Origin of the sequence: Streptomyces sp. T12, assembly GCF_028736035.1 — a bacterium.
In the GTDB taxonomy this organism is placed as follows: Bacteria; Actinomycetota; Actinomycetes; order Streptomycetales; family Streptomycetaceae; genus Streptomyces.
Map to the genome: position 1 here is coordinate 1,373,016 of NZ_CP117866.1, position 13,367 is coordinate 1,386,382.

13 protein-coding genes are annotated in these 13,367 nt (G+C 69.9%); 11 read left to right on the forward strand and 2 right to left on the reverse strand.

The genetic code is table 11. The features are described from left to right. Positions 1-178: 178 nt before the first annotated feature. The 10 genes from PBV52_RS05960 (at position 179) to PBV52_RS06005 (ending at position 11,397) form a co-directional block, all read left to right on the forward strand. A complete protein-coding gene (locus tag PBV52_RS05960) occupies positions 179-1,390 on the forward strand; it encodes an oxygenase MpaB family protein (RefSeq protein WP_274237223.1) in 1,212 nt (403 codons plus the stop codon). A gap of 140 nt (positions 1,391-1,530) precedes the next feature. Beyond that, a complete protein-coding gene (locus PBV52_RS05965) occupies positions 1,531-3,039 on the forward strand; it encodes an MFS transporter (RefSeq protein WP_274237224.1) in 1,509 nt (502 codons plus the stop codon). A gap of 209 nt (positions 3,040-3,248) precedes the next feature. Then, positions 3,249-4,178, forward strand: coding sequence for an ABC transporter ATP-binding protein (locus tag PBV52_RS05970; RefSeq protein WP_274237226.1), 930 nt, complete (start codon positions 3,249-3,251; stop codon positions 4,176-4,178). Beyond that, a complete protein-coding gene (locus tag PBV52_RS05975) occupies positions 4,178-5,011 on the forward strand; it encodes an ABC transporter permease (protein WP_274237227.1) in 834 nt (277 codons plus the stop codon). The genes PBV52_RS05970 and PBV52_RS05975 overlap by 1 nt, the downstream gene beginning before the upstream one ends. 26 nt (positions 5,012-5,037) lie before the next feature. Next, entirely contained in the window at positions 5,038-6,408 is a 1,371-nt protein-coding gene (locus PBV52_RS05980; protein ID WP_274237228.1) for a sensor histidine kinase, read from the forward strand. Next, a complete protein-coding gene (locus tag PBV52_RS05985) occupies positions 6,405-7,073 on the forward strand; it encodes a response regulator transcription factor (protein WP_274237229.1) in 669 nt (222 codons plus the stop codon). Before PBV52_RS05980 ends, PBV52_RS05985 begins: the two co-directional genes overlap by 4 nt. Before the next feature lie 263 nt (positions 7,074-7,336). Further along, a complete protein-coding gene (locus PBV52_RS05990) occupies positions 7,337-8,794 on the forward strand; it encodes a DUF1996 domain-containing protein (protein ID WP_274237230.1) in 1,458 nt (485 codons plus the stop codon). Between the two features lie 242 nt (positions 8,795-9,036). Further along, positions 9,037-9,828, forward strand: a complete 792-nt coding sequence (locus tag PBV52_RS05995) for an N-acetyltransferase (protein WP_274237231.1) — start codon at positions 9,037-9,039, stop codon at positions 9,826-9,828. Continuing rightward, positions 9,825-10,049: a translation initiation factor IF-1 gene (gene infA / locus PBV52_RS06000; RefSeq protein WP_269637243.1), complete on the forward strand. Its 225-nt coding sequence runs from the start codon at positions 9,825-9,827 to the stop codon at positions 10,047-10,049. Before PBV52_RS05995 ends, infA begins: the two co-directional genes overlap by 4 nt. A gap of 169 nt (positions 10,050-10,218) precedes the next feature. After that, a complete protein-coding gene (locus tag PBV52_RS06005) occupies positions 10,219-11,397 on the forward strand; it encodes a N(5)-(carboxyethyl)ornithine synthase (RefSeq protein WP_274237232.1) in 1,179 nt (392 codons plus the stop codon). 101 nt (positions 11,398-11,498) lie between these two features. Here the strand turns inward: PBV52_RS06005 and PBV52_RS06010 are convergent, their stop codons facing one another. After that, complete coding sequence (locus tag PBV52_RS06010) at positions 11,499-12,221, reverse strand: cation transporter (RefSeq protein ID WP_274237233.1); 723 nt, start codon at positions 12,219-12,221, stop codon at positions 11,499-11,501. A 2-nt stretch (positions 12,222-12,223) separates the two neighbouring features. Beyond that, entirely contained in the window at positions 12,224-12,559 is a 336-nt protein-coding gene (locus PBV52_RS06015) for a helix-turn-helix transcriptional regulator (protein ID WP_274237235.1), read from the reverse strand. Positions 12,560-12,702: 143 nt separating this feature from the next. Here PBV52_RS06015 and PBV52_RS06020 point away from each other — a divergent pair, with 143 nt between their 5' ends. Then, complete coding sequence (locus PBV52_RS06020; RefSeq protein ID WP_274237236.1) at positions 12,703-13,365, forward strand: class I SAM-dependent methyltransferase; 663 nt, start codon at positions 12,703-12,705, stop codon at positions 13,363-13,365. The last annotated feature ends 2 nt before the right edge of the window (positions 13,366-13,367 follow it).

The window sequence follows — 13,367 nt, forward strand, 5'->3', positions numbered from 1 at the left end:
CTTGTGTCTCGCCTCAGACGGACCCTCGACGGTACTGGGGTCCACGAACAGCTTACTTGACACCTGTCAGATTCTACCTAATCTGACAGGTGTCAGACGCCGCTGTTCGGCATCACCCCGCGGCTGGACCAGGCACAACGTGTGTCCGCCCTCGCCCCCACTCGAAAGTGAGAGCCACATGACCGCGCACTTTCCGCCTCGCAACCCCGCCGAACGAGCGGTCGGCACGGATGCGGCACCCCGTCGGCACGGCGCGGAGGCCGACCACCTGCTGCCCCAGCTCACGGCCGGCGATCCGCTCGCCGATGCCGTCATCGCGGAACTGGACCTCCACGGCACGCGGGCCCGGCAGGCTCTCGACGCGGGCCTCGAACACGGTCTGGCAGGCCTGGACGACGAACCCCCCACGGCTGTCGCCGCACTGCTGAGGCAACTGGAGTCGACCCCTTCCTGGGTCGACCCCCTGATGCTCCATCGCGGCGATGTCGTGAGCCTGTCCGTGCCCCCCATGTGGTTCAGGCTCTGCTCGATCACCAGCGCGCTCGCCCACACCTACGCGTCACCGGCCACCGCACGCCAACTGGCCCGCACGGGCAGGCCGACGGCCATGGCCGCGCCCCGGCTCGCGGAGGCGGGGGTGTGGGCGCGGCAGACCATACGGCCGGGCGGGCTGCTGCGCGGAGGCCCGGGATACCTGGCCACGGTCCAGGTCCGGCTGCGCCATGCCCGCATGCGGGCCAGGGCCGTCGAGGACTGGGACACCGGCGCCCAGGGGCTGCCGATCGGCCGACTCGATCTGACCCGCACCTGGCTCGGCTTCACCCTCACCGCCTTCCAGGCCCTGGCCACCATCGGCATCGACATCAGTTCCGAAGATGAGCGCTACCTCTACCGGTACTGGTCGTACGTCGCCCATCTCCTGGGACTGGACGAGAGCCTTCACCAGGAGCCGGCGGACCACGACGACGCCCACCGCCTGCAGTCCCTGCTGGACGCCACAACTCCGGCACCCGGCGAGGACTCACGCTTGCTGATCGCCGCCATGGTCGACGCACAGGCCCGCGCGACGGCCGGAGCGCCGGGCGTGGAGATGACCGAGGAGCAGGTGCGCTCCCTCATGCACAGCGTGCTCCGGCGGGCTCTCGGGGCGCACTGGGCAGACCGCCTGGGCATCCCCGCGGTCTCCGCCGCGACCGATCTCACGCCACTGATCAGCCAACTCAACCGGCAGGCCCGGTACTGGCAGACCTATTCCGCCGCCTCGGCCGATGAAGCCCGCCGTCAGGCACTGCGAGACCCGGTGCCGGAACCGAAATCAGCCGTGCTTCCCCACGGCACCTCTCGCCGGCGCAAGGCGGAAACCGATCGCCCGGGCTGCTGGGCGGCCTGATCCCCCTTCAACCACCGACCACGTCTTCAACCACCGACCACGTCACGTGACGGGCTCCAACGACGCAGCCGTCCCTCCTCGCACCATCCCCCCTTCCCACTTCTCTTCCTCCTCTCTCTTCCTCCTCTGGAGTTTCCGTCATGTCCCAGACCTCGACCGACACGCCGGACACGGGCACCGTGTCCTCGCTCCCGCCCTCCGAGGCGCCGCCGCGGCACCGCTGGTGGATCCTCGTCGTCATCGGACTGGCCCAGCTCATGGTCGTCCTGGACGCGACCATCGTGAACATCGCCCTGCCGTCCGCGCAGCAGGACCTGGGCTTCTCCGACGGCGACCGGCAGTGGGTGGTCACCGCCTACGCGCTCGCCTTCGGCAGCCTGCTCCTGCTGGGCGGCCGCATAGCCGACCTCTTCGGCCGCAAGATGACCTTCCTGGTCGGCCTGGCCGGCTTCGCGGGTGCCTCCGCCGTGGGCGGCGCCGCCACCAGCTTCGAGATGCTCATCGTCGCCCGCGCCGGGCAGGGACTGTTCGGTGCCCTGCTCGCCCCGGCCGCCCTGTCGCTGCTGACCACGACCTTCACCGACGCTAAGGAACGCGCAAAGGCCTTCGGTGTCTTCGGCGCCATCGCCGGTGCCGGCGGCGCCATCGGCCTGCTGCTCGGCGGCGTGCTGACCGAGTACCTCGACTGGCGCTGGACCCTCTACGTCAACCTGGTCTTCGCCGCGCTCGCCTTCGTCAGCGGTGCGATGCTGCTCCAGCGCACCACGCGCGACAAGAGCGCCACGATCGACATCCCCGGCGCCGTCCTCGTCGGCGACGGCCTGTTCTGCCTCGTCTACGGCTTCTCCAACGCCGAGTCCCACGACTGGAGTTCGCCGGCCACCTGGGGCTTCCTGACCGCCGGCGCCGTACTGCTCGCCGCGTTCACCTGGTGGCAGACCCGCTCCACCCACCCCCTGCTGCCCCTGCGGGTCCTGCTCGACCGCAACCGCGGCGCCTCCTTCATCTCCGTCCTGATCATCGGCGCCGGCATGTTCGGTGTCTTCCTCTTCCTGACCTACTACCTGCAGCAGAGCCTGGGCTACACCCCCGTCGAGACCGGCCTGGCCTTCCTGCCCATGGTCGCCGGCCTCATGATCGCCTCCACCCTCGCCTCCACGGTGCTCGTCCCCCGCTTCGGCCCCAGGCCGGTGGTACCGCTCGGCATGGGCATCGCGGCCGCCGGCCTGGTCTGGCTCACCGGCCTCGACCTGACCAGCAGCTACGCCACGGACATCATGCCGCCGCTGATCGTGGCGGGCCTCGGCCTCGGCCTGGTGATGGCCCCGGCGATGAGCCTGGCCACGGCCGGCGTGGGCGCCGAGGACTCCGGCGTAGCCTCCGCCGCCGTCAACACCATGCAGCAGGTCGGCGGCTCCCTGGGCACCGCCCTCCTCAACACCCTCTCCACCACCGCCGTCACCAACTACCTCGACGGCAAGAACCCCAAGGACCCCATGGTCCTCGCCCAGGCCGGCCTGGAGGGCTACTCCACCGCCTACTGGTGGTCCGCCGCCTTCTTCGCCGCCGGACTGGTCATCAGCGTCCTGCTCTACCGCCGCGGCGTCCCGGCCACCGACCCCGACGCGGCACCCGTCGTCCACATGTGACCCGGTGGGCCGGGCGGACGACGAGACGCCCGGCCTCTCCTCCTGGACCAGGGAGGGGTCGGTGAGGCCCCAGTGGTACTGCGGTACCACTCGGGCGCCGAAGATTCTCCCGTGGTCCCGCAGTCCCGGGCCTCGACGCCCATAGCTTCGAACGCAGATGCCGCGCTGCATCCGCGGGCGGCCGAGTTCGAGTCGAGAAGGGCCCACCCATGATCGAAGCACGTGAACTCACAAAGCGGTACGGGGACAAGACGGTCGTCGACCACTTGAGCTTCACCGTCAAGCCGGGCGAGGTGACCGGCTTCCTGGGCCCCAACGGCGCGGGCAAGTCCACGACCATGCGCATGATCATCGGCCTGGACGCGCCCACCGCGGGCTCGGTCACCGTCAACGGCAAGTCCTACGCCGGGCACGCCGCTCCGCTCCAGGAGATCGGCACCCTGCTGGAGGCCAAATCCGTCCACCCGGGCCGTACCGCCTTCAACCATCTGATGGCGCTCGCACACACCCACGGCATTTCCCGCCGCCGGGTGAACGAGGTCATCGAGCTGGCCGGGCTGACCAGCGTGGCCGGCAAGCGCGTGGGCGCCTTCTCCCTCGGCATGGGCCAGCGGCTCGGCATCGCCTCGGCCCTGCTCGGCGACCCGGCCATCGTCATGCTCGACGAACCGGTCAACGGACTCGACCCCGAGGGCGTGTTGTGGGTGCGCAACCTGCTGCGCTCGCTGGCCGACGAGGGCCGGGCGGTGATGCTCTCCTCGCACCTGATGAGCGAGACCGCGCTGATCGCCGACCACCTGGTGATCATCGGACGCGGCCGGCTGCTCGCGGACACCACGGTCGACGACTTCACCCGGGAGGCCGGCGGCTCGGGTGTGAAGGTCGCCACCGCCGAAGCCGTGAGGCTGCGTTCGCTGCTGGCCGGCCCGGACGTCACCATCAGCTCCTCCTCCGCCGAGGAACTGGTGGTCAGCGGACGGGACGCCCGCGAGATCGGGGCGATCGCCGCTCGGCACGGGGTGGCGCTGTACGAACTCACCCCGCAGTCCGTCTCCCTGGAGGCGGCGTTCATGGAACTCACCCGCGACGTCGTGGAGTACCAGAGCGCTCCCGCCGGCACCGAGCGAAAGGCCGCCTGATGACCTCCATCACCCTTGCCCCGGAGTCCCCCGGCACGACGGTTCACAAGGTGACCGGCCGCCGGGTGCTGCGCTCGGAATGGGCCAAGTTCTGGTCGCTGCGTTCCAGTTGGATCACGCTGGCCGTCGCCGTGGTCCTGCTGATCGCCTTCGGCGCGATCGCGGCCGCCACCTACAGCCCGGACGCCGCCCCGAACCAGGGGCCGCCCGGCCCCGGATCCGGCGACAGCGACGCGGTGAGTCTGGCCCTGACCGGCGTGACCTTCGCGTCGCTGGCCGTAGGCGTGCTCGGGGTGCTGCTCTCCGCGGGCGAGTACAGCACCGGCATGATCCGCTCCACCCTCGCCGCGGTGCCGCGCCGGCTGCCGGTGTTGTGGGCGAAGAGCGCCGTGATCGGGCCGATCGCCCTGGTCCTCACCACGATCGCCGCGCTGGCGGCGTTCCAGCTGGGCACGCTGGGCCTCGACGGCGAGAAGATCGCGCTGTCGCTGAGTGACGACGGCGTGCTGCGCAGCCTGGCCGGCGCCGGCGTCTACCTCGGTCTGGTGGCCGTGTCCGGCGTGGCGCTGGGGATGCTGCTGCGCTCCTCCGCCGGAGCCATCGCCGCCCTGGTCGGTATCCTGCTCATCCTCCCCGGCCTCGCCACGCTGCTGCCCGACTCGGTGTACGACAACATCAACCCCTACTTCCCCAGCAACGCGGGCTCGGCCGTCTACGCCCTGCACCAGTCCTCCGGCTCCCTGTCGCCCGGGGAGGGACTCGCGGTCTTCGCCGGCTGGGTGGCCCTGGCCCTCGCCGGGGCGGCCTTCCGCCTGATCCGGACCGACGCCTGATCCGCGAACCAACGACAATGAGGTCCATGAGTCCACAGCGCGAGGCAGCCGCCGCGCCGACCGCCCGGGGAGCGCTCCCGGCGCCCTCCGGGCTCGACGACGCCTGGGCGCACCCGCTCCTGGGCCGTCTGCTGCGCGGGCAGAGCCGCCATCGTGAACTGGACCGACGCCATCCATGGCTGCTCGACACCGCGGTGGTACTGGTCGTCGCCCTCGTCAGCCTGCCCGACCTGCTCTCCGCCGACAGCAACGGTCCCTTCGGCGAGACAAGCAGCCGCGGTCACCTTCCGACCGCCGCCCTGTGCGTCTTCGCCGCCGCGCTCATCGTGCCCCTGTGGTGGCGCCGCCGGGCCCCGGCCGTCACCTTCTTCGTGGTCATGCTGGTGTCCATGGTCCAGTGGTCGCTGGGTGTCTGGCAGCAGGCCGGCATCAGCGCCCTCGTCGCCCTGTACACGCTGGCCGTGCGCGGCTCCCTGCGCGTGCTCGGCTGGGCGGCCGCGCTCACGTTCGTCAGCCTGACCATGGCGGTCTGCCTCCTGGTGCGGGTCGAACGCCCACTGCCCGGCCTGTTCTTCCTGCTGGGAACCGCGACAGCGGCCGTCGCCGTCGGCCTGACCCTGCGCATCCGCCGGATGTATCTGACGGCGCTGGAGGACCGCGCCACCCGCCTGGAGATCGAGCGCGACCAACGCGTCCGGCTCACCGCCGCCGCCGAACGCGCCCGGGTCGCCCGCGAGATGCACGACATCATCGGCCACAACCTCTCCGTCATGGTCAGCGTCGCGGACGGCGCCGCCACCCTCGCCGCCAACCGCGACGAGCGGTCCGCCGAGGCCCTGCGCATACTCGGCGACACCGGACGCCAGGCCATGGGCGAACTGCGCCGCGTGCTGGGCGTCCTGCGCCAGGAGCAGGAGGAGGAGCAAGAACGGCTGCTCGGTCCGCAGCCGGGCATCCGTGACCTGGACCCCCTTCTGACGCGGGTCCGCGCGGCGGGACTGACGGTGACCTACCGGACCGAGGGCGCGCTCGACTCTCTCGACAGCGGTGTACAGCTCACCGTGTACCGCATCGTCCAGGAGGCATTGACCAACACCCTCAAACACGCCGGGCCGGGCTCCGCCGCCGAGGTCACCGTCGCCGCAGACGCAGGCCGGCTGCGGATCCGGGTCACCGACACCGGAACACCGCCGGGGACCCCCGTACGCGAACAACGGGGGTTGCAGACCGGCGTCGACCCCGGCCACGGCCTGGTCGGCATCCGACAGCGAGCGGCCATGTACGGCGGTGACGTCACCCTCGGCCCCCGCGACGCCCGGCCCGGCTGGATCGTGGACGTCGTGCTCGACGTACCCTCCGCACCCGCCCTGTCGGCATCGGGAGAGCTCCTGCCGTGACCACCGTACTGATCGCCGACGACCAGCCCCTGCAACGCATGGGGTTCCGCATGCTCCTGGAGGGCACTCCCGGCCTGACCCCGGTCGGCGAGGCCGAGCACGGGGCCGAGGCCGTCCGCCTCGCCGCGGAACTCCGCCCCGACGTCGCCCTCATGGACATCCGCATGCCCGGCATGGACGGGTTGGAGGCCACCCGCCGGATCATCGCCGCCGGCGGCCGTACCCGCGTCCTCATCGTCACCACCTTCGACCTAGACGAGTACGCCTACGAAGGCCTGCGCGCCGGCGCCAGCGGGTTCCTGCTCAAGGACGCCCGACCCGAGGAACTCGTCGCGGGCATCCACGCGGTGGCGACCGGCGACGCCGTCGTGGCCCCGAGCCTGACCCGGCGCCTCCTGGACGCCTACGCTCACCAGGTGCTCGCCCCGCCCGGCATCCCCATGGCCGAGGACCCCCGACTGCGGACGCTCAGCGACCGCGAACGAGAGGTCCTGGTTGCCATCGGCCAGGGCTGGACGAACACCGAGATCGCCGAGCGGCTCGTCCTCACCGAGTCCACGGTGAAGAAACACGTCGGCCGGGTCCTCGCCAAGATCGGGGCGCGCGACCGTATTCAGGCCGTGATCATGGCGTACGACGCCGGACTCGTCAGGGCCAAACCGTAGCCCGGGAGGGACAGGCCCTCCCGAAGTGCTCATGCTGTTGGCCAGGGCCTGCCGCGACGAGGCCGAGGCAGACTTCGACCACCTGTTCGGGGGAGCCTGGAAGCTGACGCGGCCCGAATTGGGCCCTCATGCACTGTTTGCCGATGGAGGAACCTATGAATCTGAGAGTTCGCTGAGCATTCGGCGCTCACATTCGTATCTGAGGACGCGCTTCACCCATGCCGGAAGCCCTGCCGGCTCCGGAGATGTCCTTGAGAGGCCCGATGAGACGCAACACGCGAAGAAGATCGAAGACTGCCCGCCGGGCGGTAGGCGCGGCGGCCGCACTGGCCATCGGGGCCGGTGGACTGGTGGCGGTCAACATCTACGCCTCGGCCGACGAAACCGGCGCGTCGAAGGGCTCTGCCCAGAACCAGGTGCTCGCGGCCGGCACCTCCACCATCGACTGCCCCGACGTCGGCCAGCGGTTGACATCAGTGCCCGCCCAGGCGAAGGCCCAGGTCGACAAGGAACTGGCACTCCTCGACAAGCAGATATCCGAGGCATACCAGCGCCTTTCCACCTCCCAGAAGGCGATTGCGCAGGACCCCAACTTCGCCCAGAACGCGATCGTGGGTCCGCTGAAGGACAAGCGGAAGGCGACGATCGACCGGATCGCCACCGCCATCGGCCGCGTGGCAGCCAAGCCGCAGGGCCTTGACGCACTGGCGGCCTGCACGCTGCGTGCCACCGGCAACCAGCCCACCCCCGGTCAGGGCGGCAACAACAACCAAGGTGGCAACAACACCAATGCCGGAGCGACCGGCAACGGCCCCGCCGCCGCCGACTTCGTGGACATCACCAAGGTGAAGTCCAATGTGCGCACGCCGGCCAAGTCGGCGAGGGCTTCAAGGGGTGTCTTCGTCAGCAAGTGCGGGGTGAACGCCAACAAGCTGTACAACAGCGACAACGTCATCGTCGCGCCGGGCGTCACCAACGGCGCACACCACGTGCACGATTACGTCGGCAACCAGGACAACGACGCCTTCTCGAGCGACCAGGACTTCGCCAAGGCCGGGACCAGCTGCCAGAACAAGGGCGACAAGTCGTCCTACTACTGGCCGGTGCTGCGCCTGCAGGACGGCACCAAGGAGTTCGACGCGGGCAAGCAGGGCGGCGGCGCCGAGGGCAACACGGGCCGGATTCTGACGGCCAGGCAGGCCACCTTGAACTTTGTGGGCAGCCCCCGCGGCAAGGTGGTGGCGATGCCCAAGTTCCTGCGCATCATCACCGGTGACGCCAAGGCGTTCGTCAACGGCACGGCCAACGCCAACGCCTCCTGGAGCTGCACCGGCTTCGAGAACAAGGTGCAGTTGAAGGACAAGTACCCCCTCTGCCCGTCAGGCAGCGACGTGGTGCGCACCTTCAAGTTCCAGAGCTGCTGGGACGGCAGGAACATCGACAGCGCCAACCACCGTACGCACGTGGCCTTCGCCGACGCGGCCGGCAACTGCCCGACCGGCTTCAAGGCCATCCCGCAGTTGGTGCAGCGTCTGGTGTACGACGTGGACGCGCCCAGCATCAAGGACAACGGCAAGACCCGTCCGTTCTTCTCGCTGGACAGCTTCCCCGAACAGCAGCACAAGCCGGTCACCGACCACGGTGACTTCATCAACGTCTTCGACGCGAAGCTGATGAACAAGGCGGTCCTGTGCATCAACACCGGACGTAAGTGCAGCTGAGTCCGAGTACCGAGCGGTGGGCGTCGCGCTGACGACGCCCACCGTGCTCTCTCGTTGGAAATGATTGGAGCGAGGCGACGCCCCGCTGCTACTTTCGTGGTGGACCGTGAAGTCGTCGTATGGAGGTGAGCCCCGTGAACACAGTTACCCGTGGGTGCTCCCTCAACCCGTCACGGTCCGGCGGCTGACGTTCGGTGTCGCCAGGAGCGCCTGAGATCGAGGCACTCCTGGAGGAGACTCCGATGAACACGAAGCCTTTCACAACTGGCCTGAGCGAGAACGCGGTGATGATCACGCGCGTCGCGGACAGGCAATGGCATGCACTGGACGACGACCTGGTGGTCGGCCGCGGGCATGCGGAGCACCGGCCCGACGGACGCTTGTTCGTCAGCATCGACGCCTGGCACGACGCCACCTTCGACCGGCTCGCCGAGGCGATGCTGGCGCAACTGCCGGCGCCGCTGCACACGGTGGTCGACGAAGCCGACGTAGAGCTGACGGCCGGCTGGCGGCGGGCCGGTTTCACGATCCGGCGCCGAGAGTGGGAGTACGTCGTGCCGACCGACCCGCGGGTCACCGGGCTCGAAGCAGCCCTGCCGCCTGCGGGCGTGACGATCGTGCCCGCCGGTCAGGCGGACGAGAGTCTGCTGCGGGCGGTGGACCGCGCGATCCGTGACGAAGTCGAGGCGAGCGTCGGGTGGCAGTCGATGCCCGCGGAGGTGATTCCCCGCCCCGAAGGCGACACCATCGTCGACCCGTCGAAGTACGCGGTGGCCGCGGCGCCGGACCGCTACCTGGGTCTGATCCGGGTGGTGCCGGTGAACCGGCCGCGCATCGGGCTGGTCGCGGTCCGGGCCGGCGAGCAGCGCCGCGGCATCGCGCGGGCGCTGCTCGCCCACACGCTGGGGACGCTGCACCGCTCCGGGTTCGCCGCGGCCTGGACCGAAGTCCACGAGTCCAACCAAGCAGCGACGGCGCTGTTCGAGGGCATCGGCGCCCGGCCGATGAGCAGCAACCTGGAGCTGGTGCGATGACGAAGAACAAGAACGTCATCGAAGTCGAGGGCAAGGTCGTCGAGTGCCTGCGCAGCGCCATGTTCACCGTGGAGCTCGACAACGGCCACCAGGTGCTCGCGCACATCAGCGGGAAGATCCGCAAGAACTACATCAAGATCGTGCTGGAAGACCGGGTGCTGGTGGAGCTCCCGCCGTACGACCTGACGCGCGGCCGGATCGTGTTCCGGTACCGGAACTAGCGGCGGTCGGCACCTTCCGCGGTGGCTGATCCTGGGGCCCCGGTCACGGCGTTTGCGTGACCGGGGCCGAGCCGAACCCCAGCTCCGGGGCCCCGTCCCTGGCCCCGCCCGTCGCGACCGGCTGCCGAACTGCCCGGTGTGCTAAACAGGGAGCAACCAAAGGGGCATTTTGCAGCAGCTCACGCTCGGAATCATGTCGCAGACCCGCAAGGAAAACGAGCATCGTCTGCCCGTTCACCCCGCTCATTTCGACCGTATCGACGCCGGTCTCCGCAAGCGCATCTACCTCCAGGAAAACTACGGAGAGTATTTCGGCGTCCCGGACAGCCAACTCGCCCCGCTCGTCGCGGGCTTCCGCACGCGCGAGGAACTCATCGCCGAGTGCGATGTCATCCTGCTGGCCAAACCGCTCCACCAAGACCTGGCGGAACTGCGCGAAGGTCAGGTTCTGTGGGGCTGGCCGCACTGTGTGCAGGACGAGAAGGTCACCCAGACCGCCATCGACCGGCGGCTGACCCTGATCGCCTTCGAAGCGATGAACCACTGGACCCGCAGCGGCGCCTTCAACCTGCACGTCTTCCACAAGAACAACGAGCTGGCCGGGTACTCCTCGGTCCTGCACGCCATGCAGCTGACCGGCGTGACAGGCGACTACGGGCGGCGGCAGCGCGCGGTCGTCATCGGCTTCGGCGCGACCGCCCGCGGCGCAGTGACCGCGCTCAGCGCCCTGGGCGTGCACGACGTCGACGTGCTCACCGCGCGTGGCGTCACCGCCGTCAGCTCCCCCATCCACTCCGCGCGGATCGTCCACTTCGACCACGACAAGGCCGACGACACCCTCGCCCCGCGCCGCAGTGTCGCCCTCACCGAGGACGGTCCGCTGCCGCTGGCCGAGTTCCTCGCCGGGCACGACATCATCGTCAACTGCGTGCTGCAGGACACCGACGCGCCGCTGATGTTCCTGATAGACGAGGACCTGCCCAAGCTGGCCCCCGGCACCCTGGTCATCGACGTCTCCTGCGACGAGGGCATGGGCTTCGACTGGGCCCGGCCCACCACCTTCACCGACCCGATGTTCACCGTCGGCGACCACGTCAGGTACTACGGGGTGGACCACAGCCCCTCCTACCTGTGGAACTCCGCGACCTGGGAGAACAGCGAGGCCCTCCTGCCGTATCTGGACGTCGTGCTCCAGGGCCCCGACGGCTGGGACGCCGACGACACGATCCGGCACGCCATCGAGATCCGCCAGGGCGTCGTCCAGAACCTCAAGGTGCTCGCCTTCCAGCACCGCACCCCGGAGTACCCGCATGCCCACGAGGAGACCCGGGCGGCGTCGCGGCCGTAGCGAGCGCGACCATGTTGGCCGCTGGCAGGTCATGGTCGGCGAACGGACCCTGGCCCCCGGCCGGGCCGCAGAATCGCCCTCCGCTTCGTACTGCCGGGCGGTCAGTCGCAGCAGTCGCAGCCGGGTCGGCAGTCACAGGCATCCGTCTCAGTGCCGGTGGACGGGACCAGGGCGGAGGCCGGGGCCGCGCAGCAGCCCTTGCCCCGCCAGGCGTCGCGGCCTTCCTTGACGGCAAGAGCGGCGATGACGAGGGCGGCGCCGGGGTCGGCCCAGGACCAGCCGAGGGTGGCATTGAGCACCAGGCCGGCCAGGAGCACGGCGGACAGGTACGTGCACAGGAGCGTCTGCTTGGAGTCCGCGACCGCGGAGGCCGAGCCGAGTTCGCGGCCGGCACGGCGCTGGGCGGCCGACAGGAACGGCATGACCGCGAGCGACAGGGCGGCGATGACGATGCCGAGGATCGACCGCTCGGCTTCCCCAGTGCCGGTGAGCGCGCGGACGGCGTCGACGGTCACGTAGGCGGCGAGAGCAAAGAACGAGAGGGCGATGATCCGCAGGGTGCGCTGCTCTCGGGCTTCGCGTACGGCGTGGTCGGAGGCAGAGAACTGCCAGGCGACCGCGGCGGCGGAGGAGACCTCGATGAACGAGTCGAGGCCGAAGCCGATCAGGGCGGTGGAAGAGGAGAGAGTACCGGCGGTGAGGGCGACGATCGCCTCGATGACGTTGTAGGTGATCGTGGCCGCCACCAGCAGGCGTATGCGCCGGGTGAGCACGTCGTGGCGGGCCGGGGAGGATCCGAGGGATATGGATGTCTCGGCGGCCATGGTCAGCAGCAGCCCTTCTCGTCGGCGTCCGGGCAGGAGCGGTCGGTCTCGACGGCGACCACGGCGGTGCGCAGGTCATCGAGCGCGTGACCGAGGCGTTCGTCGGCGAGCTCGTAGCGAGTGCGGCGGCCGTCCGGCACCGTGACGACCAGGCCGCAGTCGCGCAGGCACGCCAGATGGTTCGACAGCCGGGTGCGGGAGACGCCCAGGGCGTCGGCGAGGTCGGCCGGGTAGGCCGGGGCTTGGCGCAGCGCGAGCAGGATGCGGCAGCGGATCGGGTCGGCGAGCGCGCGGCCGAACCGGGCCAGCACCTCGATGTCGGAGGCAACAGTCAGCACACCACGACGGTACACGCTATCCTGAATTCAGGAAACCATGGATCGTTGCGCCCGAGGCCGATCAACCGAGTCGGTCCTGACCAGCGCCCTCTAAGCTGACCAGGAGATCGGCACGGCCCGGCGAAGCAGGAAAGCGGAGCACCATGGCGGACAGAGAGCCGGACCTGGCGGACGCGCAGCGGCGGCACTGGCAGAACACCTACACCGCCCACCCCGGCATGTACGGCGAGCAGCCCTCCGATCCGGCCGTTCACGCAGCCTCCGTCTTCCGCACGGCTGGGGCCAGGGACGTGCTGGAGCTCGGCGCCGGGCACGGCCGTGACGCCCTGTACTTCGCCCGCGAAGGCTTCACCGTCCAGGCCACCGACTTCTCCGCCACCGGCTTGCAGCAGCTCCAGGACACCGCCCGCGCCCAGGACCTCGGCGGGCGGGTGACCACCGTCGTGCACGACGTACGTGACCCGTTGCCGCTGCCGGATTCCTGCGTGGACGCGGTCTTCGCCCACATGCTGCTGTGCATGGCCCTGTCCACCAAGGAGATCCACGCGGCGCTCGGCGAGATCCGGCGCGTCCTGCGCCCCGGCGGGACCTTCATCTACACCGTGCGGCACACCGGCGACGCCCACTACGGCGCCGGCACCGAGCACGGAGACGACATCTACGAGCACGGCGGCTTCGCCGTCCACTTCTTCGACCGCGACCTGGTCGACGCCCTCGCCAACGGCTGGACCCTGAACGAGATCCACGCCTTCGAGGAGGGAGACCTGCCCCGCCGGCTGTGGCGCGTCACCCAGACCCTGCCCTGATG

What these genes read in the sequence shown, in the direction of transcription:
- PBV52_RS05960 (WP_274237223.1), top strand. Translation starts at nt 179, where the DNA reads ATGACCGCGCACTTTCCGCCTCGCAACCCCGCCGAACGAGCGGTCGGC.
- PBV52_RS05965 (WP_274237224.1), top strand. Translation starts at nt 1,531, where the DNA reads ATGTCCCAGACCTCGACCGACACGCCGGACACGGGCACCGTGTCCTCG.
- PBV52_RS05970 (WP_274237226.1), top strand. Translation starts at nt 3,249, where the DNA reads ATGATCGAAGCACGTGAACTCACAAAGCGGTACGGGGACAAGACGGTC.
- PBV52_RS05975 (WP_274237227.1), top strand. Translation starts at nt 4,178, where the DNA reads ATGACCTCCATCACCCTTGCCCCGGAGTCCCCCGGCACGACGGTTCAC.
- PBV52_RS05980 (WP_274237228.1), top strand. Translation starts at nt 5,038, where the DNA reads ATGAGTCCACAGCGCGAGGCAGCCGCCGCGCCGACCGCCCGGGGAGCG.
- PBV52_RS05990 (WP_274237230.1), top strand. Translation starts at nt 7,337, where the DNA reads ATGAGACGCAACACGCGAAGAAGATCGAAGACTGCCCGCCGGGCGGTA.
- PBV52_RS05995 (WP_274237231.1), top strand. Translation starts at nt 9,037, where the DNA reads ATGAACACGAAGCCTTTCACAACTGGCCTGAGCGAGAACGCGGTGATG.
- infA (WP_269637243.1), top strand. Translation starts at nt 9,825, where the DNA reads ATGACGAAGAACAAGAACGTCATCGAAGTCGAGGGCAAGGTCGTCGAG.
- PBV52_RS06010 (WP_274237233.1), bottom strand. Translation starts at nt 12,221, where the DNA reads ATGGCCGCCGAGACATCCATATCCCTCGGATCCTCCCCGGCCCGCCAC.
- PBV52_RS06020 (WP_274237236.1), top strand. Translation starts at nt 12,703, where the DNA reads ATGGCGGACAGAGAGCCGGACCTGGCGGACGCGCAGCGGCGGCACTGG.